Annotated in this window: 16 protein-coding genes; 8 read left to right on the top strand and 8 right to left on the bottom strand. The window is 66.3% G+C overall.

The window, feature by feature from the left end; translation table 11 throughout:
* Nucleotides 1-131 precede the first annotated feature (131 nt).
* Both ACZ0AA_RS04850 and ACZ0AA_RS04845 read left to right on the top strand, forming a co-directional pair.
* Nucleotides 132-632: a GNAT family N-acetyltransferase gene (locus ACZ0AA_RS04850; RefSeq protein WP_463512283.1), complete on the top strand. Its 501-nt coding sequence runs from the start codon at nucleotides 132-134 to the stop codon at nucleotides 630-632.
* 76 nt (nucleotides 633-708) lie between these two features.
* Nucleotides 709-897 carry a hypothetical protein gene (locus ACZ0AA_RS04845; RefSeq protein WP_463512282.1) on the top strand — a complete coding sequence of 63 codons (189 nt, stop codon included), beginning with the start codon at nucleotides 709-711 and terminating at the stop codon, nucleotides 895-897.
* A 198-nt stretch (nucleotides 898-1095) separates the two neighbouring features.
* On the opposite strand, the gene ACZ0AA_RS04840 is transcribed toward ACZ0AA_RS04845, so the two are convergent.
* From ACZ0AA_RS04840 to glnA, 3 genes are all read right to left on the bottom strand, one after another.
* On the bottom strand, nucleotides 1096-1680 hold the full coding sequence (locus ACZ0AA_RS04840; RefSeq protein ID WP_463512281.1) for a M23 family metallopeptidase: 585 nt from the start codon (nucleotides 1678-1680) through the stop codon (nucleotides 1096-1098).
* 568 nt (nucleotides 1681-2248) lie between these two features.
* Complete coding sequence (locus ACZ0AA_RS04835; RefSeq protein WP_463512280.1) at nucleotides 2249-3550, bottom strand: alginate O-acetyltransferase AlgX-related protein; 1302 nt, start codon at nucleotides 3548-3550, stop codon at nucleotides 2249-2251.
* A gap of 303 nt (nucleotides 3551-3853) precedes the next feature.
* Nucleotides 3854-5278 (bottom strand): type I glutamate--ammonia ligase, encoded by a 1425-nt coding sequence (gene glnA / locus ACZ0AA_RS04830; RefSeq protein ID WP_140037208.1) that lies wholly within the window; start codon nucleotides 5276-5278, stop codon nucleotides 3854-3856.
* A gap of 160 nt (nucleotides 5279-5438) precedes the next feature.
* On the opposite strand from glnA, the gene ACZ0AA_RS04825 reads away from it, so the two are divergent.
* Complete coding sequence (locus ACZ0AA_RS04825; protein ID WP_463513822.1) at nucleotides 5439-5825, top strand: RDD family protein; 387 nt, start codon at nucleotides 5439-5441, stop codon at nucleotides 5823-5825.
* A 6-nt stretch (nucleotides 5826-5831) separates the two neighbouring features.
* Here ACZ0AA_RS04825 and ACZ0AA_RS04820 read toward each other — a convergent pair whose 3' ends face one another.
* The gene (locus ACZ0AA_RS04820) at nucleotides 5832-6311 is read right to left on the bottom strand and encodes an ATP-dependent zinc protease family protein (protein WP_463512279.1); all 480 of its coding nucleotides are present in this window, start codon (nucleotides 6309-6311) and stop codon (nucleotides 5832-5834) included.
* Between the two features lie 26 nt (nucleotides 6312-6337).
* On the opposite strand from ACZ0AA_RS04820, the gene ACZ0AA_RS04815 reads away from it, so the two are divergent.
* Complete coding sequence (locus tag ACZ0AA_RS04815; protein ID WP_400860122.1) at nucleotides 6338-7525, top strand: RimK family alpha-L-glutamate ligase; 1188 nt, start codon at nucleotides 6338-6340, stop codon at nucleotides 7523-7525.
* A gap of 66 nt (nucleotides 7526-7591) precedes the next feature.
* Here the strand turns inward: ACZ0AA_RS04815 and ACZ0AA_RS04810 are convergent, their stop codons facing one another.
* Complete coding sequence (locus ACZ0AA_RS04810) at nucleotides 7592-8302, bottom strand: DUF4191 family protein (protein WP_400860123.1); 711 nt, start codon at nucleotides 8300-8302, stop codon at nucleotides 7592-7594.
* 161 nt (nucleotides 8303-8463) lie between these two features.
* Between ACZ0AA_RS04810 and ACZ0AA_RS04805 the strand changes: the two genes are divergently transcribed.
* Entirely contained in the window at nucleotides 8464-10014 is a 1551-nt protein-coding gene (locus tag ACZ0AA_RS04805) for a hypothetical protein (protein WP_463512278.1), read from the top strand.
* An 8-nt stretch (nucleotides 10015-10022) separates the two neighbouring features.
* On the opposite strand, the gene sucB is transcribed toward ACZ0AA_RS04805, so the two are convergent.
* The 3 genes from sucB to ACZ0AA_RS04790 all read right to left on the bottom strand — a co-directional run bounded on the left by sucB (nucleotide 10023) and on the right by ACZ0AA_RS04790 (nucleotide 14711).
* On the bottom strand, nucleotides 10023-11792 hold the full coding sequence (gene sucB, locus ACZ0AA_RS04800; RefSeq protein ID WP_463512277.1) for a 2-oxoglutarate dehydrogenase, E2 component, dihydrolipoamide succinyltransferase: 1770 nt from the start codon (nucleotides 11790-11792) through the stop codon (nucleotides 10023-10025).
* A gap of 67 nt (nucleotides 11793-11859) precedes the next feature.
* The gene (gene lpdA, locus ACZ0AA_RS04795; RefSeq protein WP_463512276.1) at nucleotides 11860-13233 is read right to left on the bottom strand and encodes a dihydrolipoyl dehydrogenase; all 1374 of its coding nucleotides are present in this window, start codon (nucleotides 13231-13233) and stop codon (nucleotides 11860-11862) included.
* Between the two features lie 2 nt (nucleotides 13234-13235).
* A complete protein-coding gene (locus tag ACZ0AA_RS04790) occupies nucleotides 13236-14711 on the bottom strand; it encodes a leucyl aminopeptidase (RefSeq protein ID WP_463512275.1) in 1476 nt (491 codons plus the stop codon).
* Nucleotides 14712-14814: 103 nt separating this feature from the next.
* Here ACZ0AA_RS04790 and ACZ0AA_RS04785 point away from each other — a divergent pair, with 103 nt between their 5' ends.
* The 3 genes from ACZ0AA_RS04785 to ACZ0AA_RS04775 all read left to right on the top strand — a co-directional run bounded on the left by ACZ0AA_RS04785 (nucleotide 14815) and on the right by ACZ0AA_RS04775 (nucleotide 17848).
* Nucleotides 14815-15756, top strand: a complete 942-nt coding sequence (locus ACZ0AA_RS04785) for a proteasome assembly chaperone family protein (protein WP_400860133.1) — start codon at nucleotides 14815-14817, stop codon at nucleotides 15754-15756.
* A 167-nt stretch (nucleotides 15757-15923) separates the two neighbouring features.
* Nucleotides 15924-17156, top strand: coding sequence for an RNA polymerase sigma factor (locus ACZ0AA_RS04780; RefSeq protein ID WP_042540194.1), 1233 nt, complete (start codon nucleotides 15924-15926; stop codon nucleotides 17154-17156).
* Nucleotides 17156-17848 carry a coenzyme F420-0:L-glutamate ligase gene (locus tag ACZ0AA_RS04775; RefSeq protein ID WP_463512274.1) on the top strand — a complete coding sequence of 231 codons (693 nt, stop codon included), beginning with the start codon at nucleotides 17156-17158 and terminating at the stop codon, nucleotides 17846-17848. The genes ACZ0AA_RS04780 and ACZ0AA_RS04775 overlap by 1 nt, the downstream gene beginning before the upstream one ends.
* Nucleotides 17849-17860 lie beyond the last annotated feature (12 nt).

Genomic DNA, 17860 nt, shown 5'->3' with positions numbered 1-17860 from the left:
TGGCCCCCCACTTGTGTTCGTTCGGACCCCTCAGTTGACCAGTCGGGGCGGGCGAAAGCAAGCGCGACACGGCCCCGCCCCTTGTGGTGTATGGCGTGGTGAATGTCCGATGCCCGTGCGATCGTTCACGCATGGATGCGCTGACACTGAGACGCTGGTCCGCGGGCGATCTCGAGCTGCTGCGGCGAGCGAATACGCCGGAGATGACGGCATACCTGAACGGCGTCGAGACCGAGCGGCAGCTTGTCGATCGCAACGCCCGCTACCTGCGGCTGTGGGACGCGGGAGAAGCGAGGATGTTCGTCATCGAAGACGGTGAGCAGCGGCAGCTCGGATCGATCGGCTTCTGGAGAGTCGAATGGCGTGGCGAGCCGGCTTTCGAGACAGGCTGGTTCGTGGTCCCCGAGGCGCAGGGGAGGGGAGTGGCTTCCCGGGCTCTCGGCCTGCTGATCGATGATGCGAGAGAGCACCGTGATGGTCGAAGGTTCCTGACGGCATTCCCCTCGGTGGAGAACGCAGGTTCGAACGGCGTATGCCGTCGAAGTGGGTTCGAGATGGTGGGCACTTTCACCGATACATTCCGCGATGCCGAGCTGACGATGAACGAATGGGTGCTGGATCTCGTCGGCTGAGTGCGCAGATCATGCAGCGCCCGAATCCGCCGCACGGGGGATGCGCCGAGTGCGCGAGCCTTCGTACGGTGGGCGTATGACGGATGCAGAGAAGGACTCGCAGCAGAGGCCGCAGAACGGTCTCGCAGTCGGCATCGGCCTGGGGATCGCAGTCGGGGCGGGCCTCGGCCTCACCGTGTTCGACAACCTCGCACTCGGGATGGGGCTCGGGATATCGATCGGCGTCGCGATCGGAGTCGCCGTCGACGCCCGCAAGGACGAGTAGCTACGTACGACGCGCATGGGGGAGGAAGACCACCGCAACACGAGCTCGCCAGGATGACCTGACGGGCTCGAACGGAACTTCCCACTCTGGATCTACGGCGTATCCGACGAACTGGCGCGGCTCGTCCGAATCCTGTTGTGATGACGTGAAACACCCCCGCCTAGCCTTCGGGCCGGGCGGGGGCGTTCTGGGGCTAGGTCAGGCGGGCGCGGTGATGTACTTGAACTTCGAGAAGTTCTGAGTCCAGGCCGGTTCCCCGATCGTGCGGTAGGCCATCGAGTCGAATGCTGACCGCTCGACGCTCGCCTTGTTGCCAAGGCTGCGGATCGTCATGTTCAGGTGATCTACGAGCAGAAGGTTGTTTGTCGGGGTGTAGAGCCAAAGCTGAGTAGCCAAGTCGTCCTCCAAGCTAGGAATGAGTGGTTGCGGGTTGGTCGGCGACGGACCGGCGCCGACCGTAAGGAAATGGAGCGGACTGATGTACGCGCCATTGATGAGTACTTCGAAGTGAAGGTGAACGCCCATGCCGCTGGTCGGGCCGTACTGGCTATTGCCCATGTAGCCGATGGTCTGACCTTGACTGACCGTGGCCCCGTGTCCAACAGTGGGAGCTCCATTGAAGTGCGCGGAGCGGGTGACGACGCCGTTGCCGTGATCGATGAGTACGTTGTGCCCCCAGCCATGTCCGTCGCCGGAGGTTGATTGCCAGTCGCCACCGATCACTCTCCCGCTGGCGACCGCGAGGATGGGCATCCCCCGATACCCCCACGTGTCGAGCCCCATGTGTCGTCGGCCGTTCTCGCGCGGAGCGTTGAATTGCCCCGCCGCTTCTGTCGACGCCCGGAATGGGTCCGTGGGGTAGATGTAGCCATTGGCCGCAGTGACTGCGGCCGATGCTGGAGCAGCCTCTAGGATGCCGTTCCCTACGAGGGCAAGCCCGGCAGCAAGCCCGGTCGCAGCGAGAAGAGCGCGTCGAGATATTGGTGTTCCGTTGAACGTCGCCCCGGGTGGTTCCTGGTCTTGTGGTGGACTCATGGGTTCAAACTAGCGGCGCTGACGGCGCTGCCGCTGTCCGCTCTTCGGCCTACAGACACAGCGAGAATTTCTCGATATCGTGGTCTGTTCTTCCGGATGAGCGGTTCGGAATGTCGAGCGTACGGGTGTGACTCGCTCGGTGATTCAGCCCTTCCTATGTCAGTCTTTCGTCCCCAGCGTCGACATAGTCCGAGTGTTTTGATATCGCGATTGCGATCGGCATCTCCGCCTCGACCTCTGTTGAACGCCTTGCACGGACACAGGCCTCCACCTGCCTTCGGGCCGGGGCGGGCGGGGTCGTTCGTCCTAGCGCCCGCTATACCGCCGCGACTCGGTTGAGGAACCTCTCGACGGTCTGCCCTACGACGACATCCGGTTTCAACTGATCCACGAGATCCCAATCGACATCCGGCCCCCAGTGGAAGTGGAACTCTCGGAACAGGTGTTTTCCCCACCAAGAGAGGTAGCCGGCGAAGTCTCCGGTTCCGAAGAATGAGTTGCCGAAGATGAGCACTTTGAGCGGGCTCGGCGCGGTGCTGTTGGTCCACCTGAAACGCCGGCCCCTCATGCCGCCATCGGCAGGGAAGTGCTTCTCGATCATCGTGATGCCGCCCGCGTAGGCGGCAAGCTCATCGTCACTCGGCTCGACGATCCGTGAGTAGAGAGGCAACTTGAAACGACCGGTGAGGTCACCGACTGCATACCTGAACTGGTACATCCGCACGGCATCCACGAGCGGAACGAGCTGGGGGTCGATCTGAGCGGCCAGGGCAGAGAACATCCTCTGAGCACCGACCGCTGAGAAGTGCGTGTCCGCCATCAGGAATGGATCATCGACGTCGGTCCACTCCTCGAAGGGTGCGAGGCCGCTGACGTAGAAGTCGGCGTCGCGCAGCCTGTTCTCTATCTCTTGGAGCACGGGGCTCGGACCGTCGATATCGAGGGGAGCATCGTCGCGCAGGACGGTCAGTTTCTCCGGGATGATGGTCTGAACGAAGCGCGCCCCACGCGCCTCGCATCCCTCTCCTCGCTGGGCGAGCACATTCATCCACTGATCAACTCGCGACATGAGCGCATCGTCGACGGGCTCGTCGTACAGCGACAGCAGGGAGTTGGTCCCACCAGTGAGGAACAGGTGCCCGCGCAGACCGATGACCGCTGACCCATCCATCGACGGCAACCCGGCCGGCATGAGCATGGGGGACAGGTTGCCCGCCTCGACCTGGTGTTTCACCGCGTTCCGCTCCTCTGGGGACCAGAGGGTGGTCGACGACACGCCATTCAGTTCTTCGACGGCGGCCTTCTTCAGGGTGGCTAGACCGTCGGCTCCGAGGCTCAGCGTTGCCTCTCGGCCATCACTCAGAGCTTTGACCAGGAACCGTCCGGATACGATATCGAGAGCGGTGAAGCGTCGGGAACACTCGAGAGAGAACCATGCGTCTTGGGTCGTGATTTTCTGCAGGTCGTCACGAGTCGCGCTCGGTCTCGTTTCCCCGACGATCTCGCCGTCGAAGGTCGCGACCACGCGAACATCGCGGTTGTCCTCGGCCTCCGCGTCGTACACCCATCCTCTGATGGTGTGCTTGTCGAAATCGAAGCGTTCTGCGTATCCCCTCACCCGGTCAACTTTAGCGAACGGGCTGCGTGACGCATTCCGGCCACGACGCCCCCGCTGCGTGCAGTACTCAGTGAGCCCGGGCTGATGGCTGTCTTCCGAGCCAAGGACGTCGTCGATACTGACGGGGGCTCAGCACACAAGGGAAGAGGTGTTTCGCCCATGCATGACTCGGACTGGGCGAGATCGCTGCCAGCTCTGGCAGAAGTGAACGCAAGAGAGAGCCCGCCAGGCATAACCTGACGGGCTCTCTTAGAGTTTTGCGGACTCCCTGCGGACCAACCCCAGGAATCCCGCAGGAACTGGCTACACGCCGAAGTACAGCTCGTACTCGAACGGGTGCGGGCGCTGAGCCATCGGCAGGATCTCGTTCTCGTACTTGTACGAGATCCAGGTCTCGATGAGCTCCTCGGTGAACACGCCGCCCTCGAGGAGGAACTGGTGGTCGGCCTTCAGGGCCTCGAGCGAGTCCAGCAGGGAGTTCGGAACCTGCGGAATGTTCTTGGCCTCCTCGGGAGGAAGCTCGTAGAGGTCCTTGTCGACGGGCTCGTGCGGCTCGATACGGTTCTTGATGCCGTCGAGTCCTGCCATGAGCTGCGCGGCGAAGGCGAGGTACGGGTTGCCCGATGCATCCGGCGCGCGGAACTCGATGCGCTTGGCCTTCGGGTTGGAGCCCGTGATCGGGATGCGGATCGCAGCCGAGCGGTTTCCGGCCGAGTAGACCAGGTTGACCGGAGCCTCGAAGCCCTTGACCAGACGGTGGTAGCTGTTCAGGGTCGGGTTGGTGAACGCGAGCACTGCGGGGGCGTGCGCGAGCAGGCCTCCGATGTACCAGCGGGCGATGTCGCTGAGCTGGCCGTAGCCGGCCTCGTCGTAGAACAGCGGCTTTCCGTCGTTCCACAGCGACTGGTGCGTGTGCATCCCCGAGCCGTTGTCGCCGTAGAGCGGCTTCGGCATGAAGGTGGCGACCTTGCCCCACTCTTCGGCGGTGTTCTTGACGATGTACTTGAACTTCAGGATGTCGTCCGCCGAGTGCACCATGGTGTCGAAGCGGTAGTTGATCTCCTGCTGGCCGGCGGTGCCGACCTCGTGGTGCGAACGCTCGAGGATGAACCCGGCGTCGATCAGCTTCAGGGTGATGTCGTCGCGCAGGTCAGCGGTCTTGTCGACCGGGCTGACGGGAAAGTAGCCGCCCTTGTACGGGGTCTTGTTGGCGAGGTTTCCGCCTTCTTCCTCACGACCGGTGTTCCACGCGGCCTCTTCGGAATCGACCTTGTAGAAGCTCTCGCCGGCGGTGACCGAGTAGCGGACGTCGTCGAAGATGTAGAACTCGGCCTCGGGGGCGAAGACCGCGGTGTCGGCGATGCCGGTCGACGCGAGGTACTTCTCCGCCTTCTTGGCGACCTGACGCGGGTCCTTCGAGTAGATCTCACCCGTGCGCGGGTTGTAGATGTCGAACACCATGACGAGGGTGCTCGCCTCGCGGAACGGGTCGACGTATGCCGTGGTCACGTCGGGGATGAGCTGCATGTCTGATTCGTGGATGCTCGCGAAGCCGCGGATCGAGGAGCCGTCGAACAGCTGGCCGTTGACGAAGAAGTCCTCATCGACAGTGGACGCAGGGATGTTGAAGTGCTGCTGGACACCAGGAAGATCAGTGAAACGGATGTCAAGGAACTTGACGTCGTTCTCCTTGATGTAGGTCAGTACCTCGGACGAATCTTTGAACATGTACGACTCCTGGATTGCGGATCGATGGCTTCACGGCCATTGTGCACAGTACGTGCGGGGCGTTACCCCACGGTATCCGCTTTGTTTCCGGCATGTTACGCGCCGGTAGGCTGGATACGTGACGGATGCTGTGAACACGTACCCCGGAGAACGACTCGGAATGCCGCAGACGGGGACGGGCAGCATCGCTCGCCCTGGCCGACGGATCGGGGCTCTCCTCATCGACTACGTCGCTGCGACGATCATCGCCACCGGCTTCCTCGGATACGACCAGTTCGCTCTGCCCGCCGAGGCCGGGCTGACGATGTTCGCGCCGATGGCCGTATTCGCCGCGCTGCAGATTCTGTTCATCCCGACTGCGGGCGGCAGCCCAGGGCACCGCATCCTCGGCATGCGTGTCGTGCGCCTCGGTGGCGGCTGGGTGGGGGTGTGGCGACCGATCGTGCGCACGCTGCTCATCGTCATAGTGATCCCGGCGGTGATCTGGGATGCCGACCAGCGCGGTGTGCATGACAAGGTGACGGGACTCGTGCTCATCCGCGCCTGAGCCGGCTCAGTCCTTGCCGCGATTGCGGCGTCTCGCCTCTCGTGGTGCGCGGCCTCCGAGGAAGGAGCGCGCAGGGTCGACGACGTATCCCTGTCGCAGCGCCTCGCGTCCGATGAGCATCCTGAATCCCATCTCATCCCGATTGCTCAGCGTCACCTCGGCGAGCACCTCCCGGTCATGCAGGCGAATGAGCATCTCGACGACGAGGCGCTCCTGCGCGTGACCGGAGGAGCTCCGCACGGCGCGGCGATCGTGCACCGGGGATTCGACGATGACGGCGTCCTCCTGGCTGTCCTGCCAGGGCTTCACCCGGAACCGAACCCACGACACGCCGTCCCGCTCGAACTCCTGGATCTGGAATGCGTGCAGCGACGAGGTCCGAGCGCCCGTGTCGATCTTGGCTTTGAGCCAGTCCACACCGAGATCGGGCAGGCTCACCCATTCTCGCCACCCGATAAGGGTGTTTGAATGGGATGACTTACTCACCCGACCATCCTGGCAGGAAATCCCCCGTGAAGATCGCAGTGCTCTCCCGCGCGCCGCAGGCGTACTCCACCCAACGGCTGCGCGCCGCCGCGCTCCAGCGAGGTCACAACGTCAAGGTGCTTAACACGTTGCGGTTCGCGATAGACCTCACGGCCGATGAGCCCGATCTGCACTACCGCGGTCGTCAGCTCAGCGACTACGACGCGATCCTGCCTCGCATCGGCAACTCGATCACCTACTTCGGCACCGCCGTGGTCCGGCAGTTCGAGCAGATGGACGTCTACACGCCGAACACCGCGAACGGGATATCGAGCGCGCGCGACAAGCTCCGCGCGAACCAGATCCTCTCGCGCCACAACATCGCGATGCCGCCGACCGCCTTCGTGCGCAATCGAGCCGACGTGCGGCCGGCGATCGAACGGGTCGGCGGCGCTCCCGTCGTCATCAAGCTCCTCGAGGGCACACAGGGGATCGGCGTCATCCTCGCCCCCCAGGTGAAGGTGGCCGAGGCGATCATCGAGACTCTGCACTCGACCAAGCAGAACGTGCTGATCCAGAAGTTCATCTCCGAGAGCCGCGGGCGGGACATCCGCGCGCTCGTGGTGGGCGACCGCGTGGTGGCGGCCATGCGACGATCGGCGGCCGGAGACGAGTTCCGCTCCAACGTGCACCGTGGTGGCTCTGTCGAAGCCGTCGAGCTCGACCCCGTCTACGAACGCGCTGCTGTCCGCTCGGCCCAGATCATGGGTCTTCGCGTGGCCGGAGTCGACATGCTCGAGGGAGAAGACGGTCCCCTGGTCATGGAGGTCAACTCCTCGCCCGGATTGCAGGGCATCGAGACGGCCACGAAGCTCGACGTCGCCGGGGCGATCATCGACTACATCGCGGGGCAGGTGGCATTCCCCGAGATCGATGTGCGCCAGCGCCTGACGGTGTCCACAGGCTACGGAGTCGCCGAGCTGATGGTGCACGGCGCGGTCGACCTCGTCGGCAAGACGCTGGGCGAGGCCGGGCTCTGGGAGCGCGACATCACGGTGCTCACGCTGCACCGCGGCGTCTCCGTCATCCCCAACCCGCGTAAGCATGTCGTTCTCGAGGCCGAGGATCGGCTCTTCTGCTTCGGCAAGCTCGACGAGATGCGATCGATGGTGCCCGAGCGTCGCCGGCGTCGCGCGAAGGTGCGCCGACTGCCGCGCCAGCCGCTCTCCGAGTGACACGAAGAAGCGCGGCCGCTCCTCCGAGGAGGTGCGACCGCGCTTCTGCGTCTGCGGGGCGCTGGATCAGCGCGGGCGCTGAGCCCGGACCTTGGTGGGGTCGATGCCCTTCGGAATCGGCAGCGAGGAGATCGACTGCGACACCGACTCGATGCGTCGGATGACGGCGCCCATGGTGGCCTTGTCGATGACCTTCGGAAGCTTCTTGATGGTCTTGGCGAGGTCGGCGATCGCGACGTCATCATCGCCGTGGCCGACGTAGAGCACCGTCACGGGCACGCCGTGGGCGACACGGGCTGCCTTGCTGCGCTCGTCGTTGACGAGGCGGCTGAGGCGTCCGCGCGATCCCTCTCCGACGACGACGACACCGCCACGTCCGACCGTGCGGTAGACGGCGTCCTGCGTCTTCGGGTTGATGCCCACAGGTGTCTCGGAACCCTGCCAGTTGCGCCCGAGGCTCGTGCTGAGTACGTGTCCGGTAGCACCGGGCATTCCGTCGATCTTCTGGTACATCGCGGAGGTCGACAGGCGCGTCATCAAGAACATGGCGCCGAGCAGGCCGAGCATCAGGCCCGAGATGCCCCAGAGGATGAGGGTCCACACCTGGAACGGCGGGATCAGGTAGCCGACGATGAGGCCGAGGAGCACCCCGACGACCAGCAGCGCGATCTGAGCCCAGGGCAGCCAGGGGTAGATCTCTCTCGTGAACTTGAAGAGGGACTTGATCTGGGAGAAGAACCCCGGACGTTTCTCGGGCGCGGACGTGCGGTTTGCCATGTGCATAAGAATACCGACTCCGGGAGGCGCTCACGGCGTCGTTCGCGTCAGGCGGATTCCCGGGCCCCATCTTGCTCTGCACAGGTCATCGATCCGCGCGGATGCCTCCACATACCCCTTCATGTCCACACGCGATCCGAGCGATGCGCTGACATGGGGTGATGGCAGACACAGAAGCGCGACCACGAGGGGCGGTCCTCGCGCCCGGCGCACATCGCGTGATCAGAAGGATCGATCTGGGCGAAGGGCCGTATGGGGGAGTGCTGGTGACGCGAGGAGGAACGGTGGCGGTGCTCGTCGACTCCGCGTCGATCAGCGGCTGGGCAGGGTGGGAGCATGCGGGTGACGATCACGTCGCGGGGCCGCTCGACATCGTGCGGCGATCAGACGGGCATGACGTGCTTCTGCCGTGGTGCACGGAGCGAGTCTCCTCGTTCTTCGGGCGTCGTGTCGCCGCCGACGCTGCGTTCTCGTCAGGGGAGATGACGACTCTCGTGGCCAGCATCCTGCGCGGTATGGGCGAGCTTGCAAGAGGCACGACGCAGGAAGAGACCGGCGAGTGGTGGATCACGGATGACGGCAGACCGACGTTCGTGATCGGCGCCGGCGAGACTGCACGGTCGGCGGGGGCCGCCCTCGTGGCTCGGTTACGGCGGGACTGCGCCGACCGTACGCTCGCACGTCTGCTCGTCGTGATCGAGGAGGGGCTCACCGCCGACAGTGCGCGACCCGGTATGCCGGTGCGCCAGCTCGAGAAGTGGGAGGCCGAGCTCTTCGACACGGCAGCCCCGAAACCGTTGAGGCTGGACGTGCATGCACCCGAACTGGCGAGGGATGCGGACGCTGCGAGGCACGCAGCGGTTCCCAGGACCGACGTGCGACGTCCTGTGAGGAGCCGCTCCTCGTTGCCGCGGGAGGTCGGTCGCGTCAGGGCGCTGTCCTCGCGCATCCTCACTCCTCTCGTGCATCGTCTCGGCGCCTGGCGGGCGGCGGTCGTCGTTCGTCTCGAGCGCCAAGGCAGGCGCAACGCCGACCGAGACCCCCTCCTTCGAGGCGGGCGGACGGATGCCGGCGCTGGCGAACGCGTCGGCGCGCGGGGACGCTCGCGTGCCCGCGCCGAGGTGGGCGGTCGCGCTCCCGTGAGCCGTGGTCGGCGAACGATCGTCGCCGCGGGGGCGGCCGCCGTGGTGCTCGCTGGCGGGTTCCTCTGGCCGGGTGGGGCGACCGGGGAGCCTGCCGGGCGAGGTGCCGTTGCCGAGCCGAAGAGCACTCCCCGGGCGACGGAACACGACCGGATCCCCGCGGATCCGTCGCCGACGCCTTCTGCACCAGCACCAGTACCAGCACCAGTACCACCCTCGGGGGAGGGAAAGCCGCGTGACGGATCCGATTCGGAGGACCCCGTCGAGGCGGCACGATCGCTGATCGATGCGATAGGTGTCTGCAGCGAGACGGACGACGCGGTCTGCGCGGGTGCCGTCGCTGACGGTTCTGCCGGTGTCGTGGAAGCACTGGGCGGTTCCAGCGTCGGAACGCTGCAGTTCGAACCGGTGGACGAGTACGGGGACGTCGCCGTGATCCGGGTGTCCTCGTCCGAAGGGGGTGGCGATGGAGCGGCGCCCGCGGAGGGGGAGCGGATGGTCGTGCTCGTCCGGATCACAGAGAAATGGCTGGTCCGTGACGTCTACGACGTCGCGGACCAGCCAGGATGATGCTGCGGTCAGGCTCCGAGCTGAGCGGCGAACTGCGCCGACTCGAGGCGGGCCTTCACTGCGCCGAGGAAGCGGGCGGCGTCAGCTCCATCGATGATGCGGTGATCGTACGAGAGCGCGAGGTACACGTACGAACGGACGGCGATCGCGTCTGCGCCGCCGACCTTGACCAGACCGGGGCGCTTGACGACCGTTCCGGTGCCGAGGATCGCGGACTGCGGAAGGAACACGACGGGGGTGTCGAACAGCGCGCCCCGCGAACCGGTGTTGGTCAGCGTGAACGTGCCGCCGGCCAGCTCGTCGGGCTTCAGCTTGTTGTCACGCGTGCGCGCGGCGAGGTCGGCGATCTCGTGGGCGATCTCCGCGATGTTCTTCGATGCGGCATCGCGCAGAACCGGCGTGAGCAGACCGCGCTCGGTGTCGACCGCGATCGACACGTTCTCCGACTCCGGGTAGACGATGTTCTCCCCGTCGACCGTGGCGTTCACGATCGGGAAGGCGCGCAGCGCCTCGGCGGCAGCCAGAGCGAAGAACGGCAGGAACGACAGCTTGTCGCCGGTCTTCTCGAGGAACGATCCCTTGACGCTGTCGCGGTACTCCGCGAGAGCGGTGACATCGACCTCGACGACCGTCGTGAGCTGAGCCGTCTGCTGCATCGACTCGACCGCGCGCTTGGCGAGAACCTTGCGCAGGCGCGACATCGGCTGAGTGGTGCCGCGGAGCGGCGAGACCTCGAGCGGAGCGGGGGCAGCAGGAGCGGCAGTGGCAGCGGGTGCCGACGACGCGCTCTCAGCAGCCTTGAGGACATCTTCCTTGCGGATGCGTCCACCGACACCGGTGCCGGTGACACTGGCGAGGTCTACGCCCTGCTGCGACGCCAGACGACGCACGAGCGGCGTCACGTAGAGGTTGTCGCTCTCGGTCGGGAGCGACAGCTTCGACTCGGCGGCGGCGGGGGCCGGAGTAGATGCTGCAGCGGGTGCGGGCTCCGACGGTGCTGCCGCAGGAGCGGGGGCGACGGGTGCAGCCGTACCCTCGGCGGCGGGCGCCTGAGCCACGGGGGCCTCCGCAGCCGGAGCGGCGGGAGCTTCTGCAGGAGAGGCAGGAGTCTCGGTGGGGGCGGCGGGAGCCTGCGCAGCGGGAGCGGCTCCGGAGCCGACGCGTGCGAGCACGGCGCCCACCTCGACGGTCTCGTCTTCGCCTGCCACGATCTCCTGCAGCACACCGGCGACGGGCGACGGGATCTCGGTGTCCACCTTGTCGGTCGAGATCTCGAGCAGTGCCTCGTCGACCTCGACGGTGTCGCCGATCTGCTTGAGCCAGCGCGTGACGGTGCCTTCGGTGACGCTCTCGCCGAGTTCGGGGAGGACGATGTCCGTGGCGTCTCCTGCAGGTGCGGCGGCGGGAGCCGCCTCGGAGGCGGCAGGCGCGGCGGCTTCGGGCTCGGCGGGAGCCTCAGCCTGCGGGGCGGCGGGTTCGGCGGCCTCTTCCGCGGCGGGCGCGGCGGCGGCGGGAGCATCCGCTGCCGGAGCAGCCGCGCTGCCATCGCCGATGCGCGCGAGCAGCGCGCCGACCTCGATGGTCTCGTCCTCGGCGACGAGGATCTCCTCGATGACACCGGTGACAGGAGAGGGGATCTCGGTGTCGACCTTGTCGGTCGAGATCTCGAGCAGGCCCTCATCCGCCTGAACAGTGTCTCCCACCTGCTTGAGCCAGCGGGTGACGGTGCCCTCTGTGACGCTCTCGCCGAGAGGAGGGAGGACGACGGATGTGCTCATGACTGAGTCTCCTTCAGGAAGTTAAATGACGCGTGTCTAGCTTAGTGAACTGTTCACCGGTTGGTGTTCAGAGGGCGTGCAGCGGCTTTCCCGCGAGGGCGAGGAAGGCTTCTCCGAGCGCCTCGCTCTGTGTGGGGTGCGCATGGATGAGGGGGGCGATGTCCTCGGGGTGGGCCTCCCACGCGACGGCCAGCTGGCCCTCGGTGATGAGCTCGCCCACGCGGTCGCCGAGCAGGTGGACGCCGATGACCGGGCCGTCCTTGAGTCGGACGACCTTCACGAGCCCGCCGGTGCCGATGATCTCGCTCTTCCCGTTGCCCGCGAGGTTGTACTCGTAAGCCACCACGGCATCCGCGCCGTGCTCGGCGACGGCCGCATCCTCCGTGACGCCGACCGAGGCGACCTCGGGGCTCGAGTAGGTGACCTTGGGGATCTGGATGTCGGGGACGTTCACGGGCGAGAGCCCGGCGATGCGTTCGGCGACGGCGATGCCCTGCTGGAATCCGCGGTGCGCGAGCTGCAGTCCCGGCGTGATGTCGCCGACCGCCCAGACTCCGGGCACTCCGGTGCGGAGCTCCTCGTCGACCGTGACGAATCCGCGGTCGAGCGTGACACCCGCTTCCTCGAAGCCGAGGTCGGCCGTGACCGGTCCGCGACCCACGGCGACGAGCAGGTAGTCGGCGGTGAACTCCTTGCCGTCCTCCAGCGTGACGGTGACCGAGCTGTCGTCCTGGCTCGCGCTCTGGAAGCGGATCCCGAGCGAATACTGGATCCCGCGCCGGCGGAACGCCCGCTCGAGCCCCTTGCTCATCGCGATGTCCTCGTTGGGCACCAGGTGCGGCAGCGCTTCGATGATGGTGACCTCGGTGCCGAACGAGCGCCACACGCTGGCGAACTCGACGCCGATGACGCCACCGCCGAGCACCAGTACGCGCTCGGGGATCACATCGAGGGACAACGCCTGCTCGCTGGTGAGGATCCGACCGCCGATCTCGAGTCCGGGAAGCGTCCGGCTGTACGAGCCGGTCGCGAGGACAACGTCCGTGCCGACGTACACATCGTCGCCGACGCTCACAGAGCGGTCGGCATTGAGTCGGCCGAAGCCGGCGACGGTGGTGATTCCTCGAGCCTTCACCAGGCCTTCGAGGCCCTTGTACTTCTTCGCCACGATGCCCTCGCGGTAGGCGCGGACGCCGGCGGGGTCGATGCCCTCGAGGGTCGCTGAGATGCCGACATGGGCGGCATCCCGCACGTGCTCGGCGACCTCCGCCGCGTGCAGCAGCGCTTTCGTGGGGATGCAGCCGCGGTGCAGGCAGGTGCCGCCGACCTTGTCCTTCTCGATGAGCGCGACGGACTTGCCGAGCTCGCTCGCGCGCAGCGCCGCGGCGTATCCGCCGCTGCCTCCGCCCAGGACGACGATGTCGAACGTATGAGTGGTCATGGTCATGCCTCCTTGTGGGATGCTTCGGCGAACGCGATGATCGATCGGACCATCGCTCCTGTGGGGCCCTTGTCGGTGAACCCGTAGGGTGCGCCGTTGTGCTCGCCGGAGCCGGCGATGTCGAGATGCACCCAGGGGATGCGCGGAGCGTCCTTCTCGTCGGAGACCCGCCCGATGAAGCGGCGCAGGAAGAGTCCCGCGTACGATGCGCCGCCCATGCGGTCGCCCATGTTGGCGTTCTGCATGTCGGCGATGGGGGAGTCGAGCGAGTCCTCCATGTACTCCGGGAGCGGCATGTGCCACGCCAGTTCGCCGGCGGCGTCGGCTGCGGTGAGGAACTCGGCGACCGCCTCGTCTGCGCCGAAGACCCCGGTATGACGGTGGCCGAGTGCCATCACGATCGCGCCGGTGAGCGTCGCGACGTCGATGATGACGTCAGGGTTCGCCCGGCTGGCCGCCACGAGTCCGTCTGCCATGACCAGGCGCCCCTCGGCATCCGTGTTCGGGACCTCGACGGTCGTGCCGTCGAGGATGCGGATCACGTCGCCGGGGCGCAGCGCGCGACCCGACGGCATGTTGTCGGTGATGCACAGCCATGCGGTGACGCGCACAGGCAGGCCGAGTGCGGCGATCGCGCGAAGCGCGGCGACGCTGGTGGCGGCTCCGGCCATGTCGAACTTCATGCCGACCATCGAGGCCGCGGGCTTGAGCGAGAGCCCGCCGGTGTCGAAGGTGATGCCCTTGCCGACGAGCGCGATGTGGCGGGTGGAATCCGCCGGTGCGTAGTCGAGCCGGACGAGGCGGGGCGGCCTGTCGGAGCCCTGAGCGACGCCGAGGATGCCGCCGAAGCCCTGCTCTGCGAGGGCGTCTTCGTCCAGGATCTCGACACTGACGTCTGACAGGCCCTCGACGCTGTCCGCGGCGCGCTGAGCGAGCTGGGCGGGGCTCTGCCACTCGGCTGGCACGAAGACGAGGTCCTTGATGAGCGCGACGGCCTCGCCGATCGCGGTAGCCCGCGCGAGGTTCGTGTCGTCGGCGTCTGCATGCAGCAGGACAGACGAGGCGCGGGTCTTTCCGGCGTCTCTCTTGTAGCCGTCGAAACGGTACCCGCCGAGGACCGCGCCCTCGGCGGCGGCGCCGGCGAAGGACTCGAGCCCTGGCGCGAGAGCCACGGACACGGTCTCGAAACCGGTGAAGGAACGCAGTGCCGCGCCGACGGCGTCGCGCACCGCGGGGGCCCCTGCATCGCGCCCGACGCCGACGACGGCGAACGGGAGTGCCGTGACCTCTGGCGCGTACACGCGGGCGAAGGCTGACGCCGAACCCGTGAACCCGATGCCCTGCAGCGATTCGGCGAGACCGGGATAGCCGTCGAGCGATTCTGCGGAGTCCGAGATCTCGGGGATGACGAGCACTGCGGCGTCTGCAGCGCTTCCGGGGAACTGATCTGAGGTGCGCGAGAGCACGGGAAGCGTCATGAGTCCATCCTAGGTCGGTCGTGCGTCGGGTCGCCGAGCGGGTGTTCGCTCTCAGCATGAAGGTCACCGCCCGGCCGTCCGACCCTGCTCGTAGCATTGACTCATGCCCTTCTCCGGAGAGATCCATGAACGTGTAGCGAACGCACCGGTCGTGCCGCGCGGACTGCCCCTTGTACTGCTCCTGACAGGTTTCACCGACGCGGGCAACGCGGTCTCGGGGCTCATCGAGCACCTTCGAGAGACGACCTCTCCGCAGCCGGTAGCGGTCTTCGACAACGATGTGCTCCTCGACTATCGGGCGCGTCGTCCGGTGATCTCCTTCGATCAGGACCATCTGACAGAGTTCCGTCCCGCACGACTCGAACTCTCGCTCGCGACGGACGCCCTCGGCCAGAAGTTCCTTCTCCTCGCAGGGTACGAGCCTGATTTCGCATGGAACGAGTTCGCACGCACCGTGCTCGAACTCGCCGACGAGTTCGAGGTGTCCGGGCTGAACTGGGTGCATTCGATCGCGATGCCGGTTCCGCACACGCGCCCCATCGGCACGACGGTGAGCGGCAACAGGCGCGAACTCACCGTGGCGCACTCCGTCTGGCGACCGCGCACCCAGGTGCCGGCCACCGCAGGGCACCTTCTCGAATTCCGCTTCGCCGAGCACGGTGATCGGGTCGTCGGCTTCGTGCTGCTGGTTCCGCATTACCTGGCCGAGACCGAGAACCCCGACGCTGTGATCGCGGCGGCGGAGAAGCTGATGGCGGCTACGGGCCTGGTGATCCTCCTCGACGAGGTGCAGCAGCGTCGCGAGGACTACCTCACCCGCGTCGACGATCAGGTCCTCGGCAACGACGAGCTGCAGCAGATGGTGCAGGGTCTCGAGCGCCGCTACGACGCCTACATGGCTGGTCGTGACCCCGAGGACGGCTCGTACGACGAAGGCGGTTTCAACGAGCGTGACCTGCCGAGCGCCGACGAGCTGGCCGCAGAACTCGAGCGCTATCTCGCATCGCGCCCCAGCGGCGACGAGGACAAGCCGGGTCGGGGTTGACGTCAGAAGCGGGAACTTCGGCGGATTGCACCTGCATGCCCACACGTGTGCGATACTAGGACTCTGACCCGTTGTCAATCGATCTCTCCGGAGATCGGACTTGACAAGGGTCTTACTAGTGTCCGAAATGCTCCGGGGCCTGCGAGCGGCCCCGTGAAAGGCGAAACGTGACTCCTGCCACGACGAAGAAGACCCGGACGAAGAAGACCGCCGACGCTCCCGAGGTCGACGCTCCCGTCGAGGAGGCGGCTGAGAAGCCGGCCCCCAAGACGGCAGCGCAGCGGGCCGCTGCCAAGCGCGCGCCCGCGAAGAAGAAGAAGGCCGAAGACATCGTCGAAGACGACGAGACTCCTCCCGCCGCAGAGCCCGACGAGGACGACGAGGACTCGAAGCCGAAGTTCACCGAGCCTCTGCCGACCGGCGCCATCGTCATCTCGTCGAACGACGACGAAGACGTGCCCGTCTATTCGACGCAGATCACCGGCGCGACCGCCGACCCCGTCAAGGACTACCTGAAGCAGATCGGAAAGGTCGCGCTGCTGAACGCGGCCGAAGAGGTCGAACTCGCGATGCGCATCGAGGCCGGTCTGTTCGCCGAGGAGAAGCTCTCCACGATGACGGCCGCTGAGAAGGCCAGCCAGCTCGGACTCGACCTGCAGTGGGTCGCCCGTGACGGTCAGCGCGCCAAGAGCCACCTGCTCGGTGCGAACCTGCGTCTCGTCGTGTCTCTCGCCAAGCGCTACACCGGTCGCGGCATGCAGTTCCTGGATCTGATCCAGGAGGGCAACCTCGGGCTGATCCGTGCGGTCGAGAAGTTCGACTACACCAAGGGCTTCAAGTTCTCGACGTACGCCACCTGGTGGATCCGTCAGGCGATCACCCGCGCCATGGCCGACCAGGCCCGCACCATCCGCATCCCGGTGCACATGGTCGAGGTCATCAACAAGCTGGCCCGCGTGCAGCGCCAGATGCTGCAGGATCTGGGCCGCGAGCCCACGCCGGAAGAGCTCAGCCGCGAGCTGGACATGACGCCCGAGAAGGTCGTCGAGGTCCAGAAGTACGGCCGCGAGCCCATCTCGCTGCACACGCCCCTCGGTGAGGACGGCGACAGCGAGTTCGGTGACCTCATCGAGGACACCGAGGCCGTCGTCCCCGCGGACGCGGTCGGCTTCACGATGCTGCAGCGTCAGCTCGAGCAGCTGCTCGACTCGCTCTCGGAGCGTGAGGCCGGTGTCATCCGGATGCGCTTCGGACTCGGCGACGGCCAGCCCAAGACGCTCGACCAGATCGGTGACACGTTCGGCGTGACGCGCGAGCGCATCCGTCAGATCGAGTCGAAGACGATGGCGAAGCTGCGCCACCCGAGCCGCTCGCAGTCGCTGCGGGACTACCTCGAGTGATGCAGGCGAACGAGGGCAAGGCGCTCGAGACGAGTGTCGACGGCAAGAGCTACGCGCGCATCCCGCTGCGGACGCGCGTGGTCATGCCGAATGACGATCTCGACTCGGTCGTCATGGAGTACGCGAAGGATGCGGTGCAGCCGGGCGACCTGCTGTTCGTGACCGAGAAGATCGTCGCTATCACACAGGGGCGGTCGTACCGACTCGATGAGATCTCGCCGCGCCCGCTCGCACGCTTCCTCTCGCGATACGTCGTGCGCACCTCCTACGGCATCGGTCTCGGAATGCCCGAGACCATGGAGATGGCGCTGCGCGAGTGCGGCACTCTGCGGATCCTGTTCGCCGCAGGCGTCTCGGTCGTCACCAAGGCCTTCGGACGCCGGGGCGACTTCTATCGCATCGCCGGCGACAAGGCGCGTGCGATCGACGGCCCGACGAAGAACACGATCCCGCCGTACAACCAGGCGGTCGTTCTGGGCCCGAAGAACCCGCGCGAGGTCGCCGAGCGCCTGAAGAAGATGCTCGGCGGAGACCTCGAAGTGGCCGTCGTCGACATCAACGACATCGGCGGCAACATCCTCGGCTCGACTCTCGACAAGGCGGGCGAGCGTCGGCTCGTCCAGATCCTGGGCGACAACCCGCTCGGACAGGCGACGCAGTCGACGCCCATGGGCATCGTCCGCGAGGTCTGATCTTCGCGAGTC

The organism is Microbacterium sp. AC035 (assembly GCF_979258485.1).
Note: the sequence above shows the minus strand (reverse complement) of the source record. Positions and strands in the feature narration are given on the sequence as shown.

Excerpts from the sequence above, each read along its gene's own strand:
- sucB (WP_463512277.1), bottom strand. The coding sequence starts at position 11,792 with ATGAGCACATCCGTCGTCCTCCCTCCTCTCGGCGAGAGCGTCACAGAG.
- ACZ0AA_RS04785 (WP_400860133.1), top strand. The coding sequence starts at position 14,815 with ATGCCCTTCTCCGGAGAGATCCATGAACGTGTAGCGAACGCACCGGTC.
- ACZ0AA_RS04840 (WP_463512281.1), bottom strand. The coding sequence starts at position 1,680 with ATGGGGCTCGACACGTGGGGGTATCGGGGGATGCCCATCCTCGCGGTC.
- ACZ0AA_RS04775 (WP_463512274.1), top strand. The coding sequence starts at position 17,156 with ATGCAGGCGAACGAGGGCAAGGCGCTCGAGACGAGTGTCGACGGCAAG.
- ACZ0AA_RS04810 (WP_400860123.1), bottom strand. The coding sequence starts at position 8,302 with ATGGCAAACCGCACGTCCGCGCCCGAGAAACGTCCGGGGTTCTTCTCC.
- ACZ0AA_RS04805 (WP_463512278.1), top strand. The coding sequence starts at position 8,464 with ATGGCAGACACAGAAGCGCGACCACGAGGGGCGGTCCTCGCGCCCGGC.
- ACZ0AA_RS04845 (WP_463512282.1), top strand. The coding sequence starts at position 709 with ATGACGGATGCAGAGAAGGACTCGCAGCAGAGGCCGCAGAACGGTCTC.
- ACZ0AA_RS04850 (WP_463512283.1), top strand. The coding sequence starts at position 132 with ATGGATGCGCTGACACTGAGACGCTGGTCCGCGGGCGATCTCGAGCTG.
- glnA (WP_140037208.1), bottom strand. The coding sequence starts at position 5,278 with ATGTTCAAAGATTCGTCCGAGGTACTGACCTACATCAAGGAGAACGAC.
- lpdA (WP_463512276.1), bottom strand. The coding sequence starts at position 13,233 with ATGACCACTCATACGTTCGACATCGTCGTCCTGGGCGGAGGCAGCGGC.
- ACZ0AA_RS04825 (WP_463513822.1), top strand. The coding sequence starts at position 5,439 with ATGCCGCAGACGGGGACGGGCAGCATCGCTCGCCCTGGCCGACGGATC.
- ACZ0AA_RS04790 (WP_463512275.1), bottom strand. The coding sequence starts at position 14,711 with ATGACGCTTCCCGTGCTCTCGCGCACCTCAGATCAGTTCCCCGGAAGC.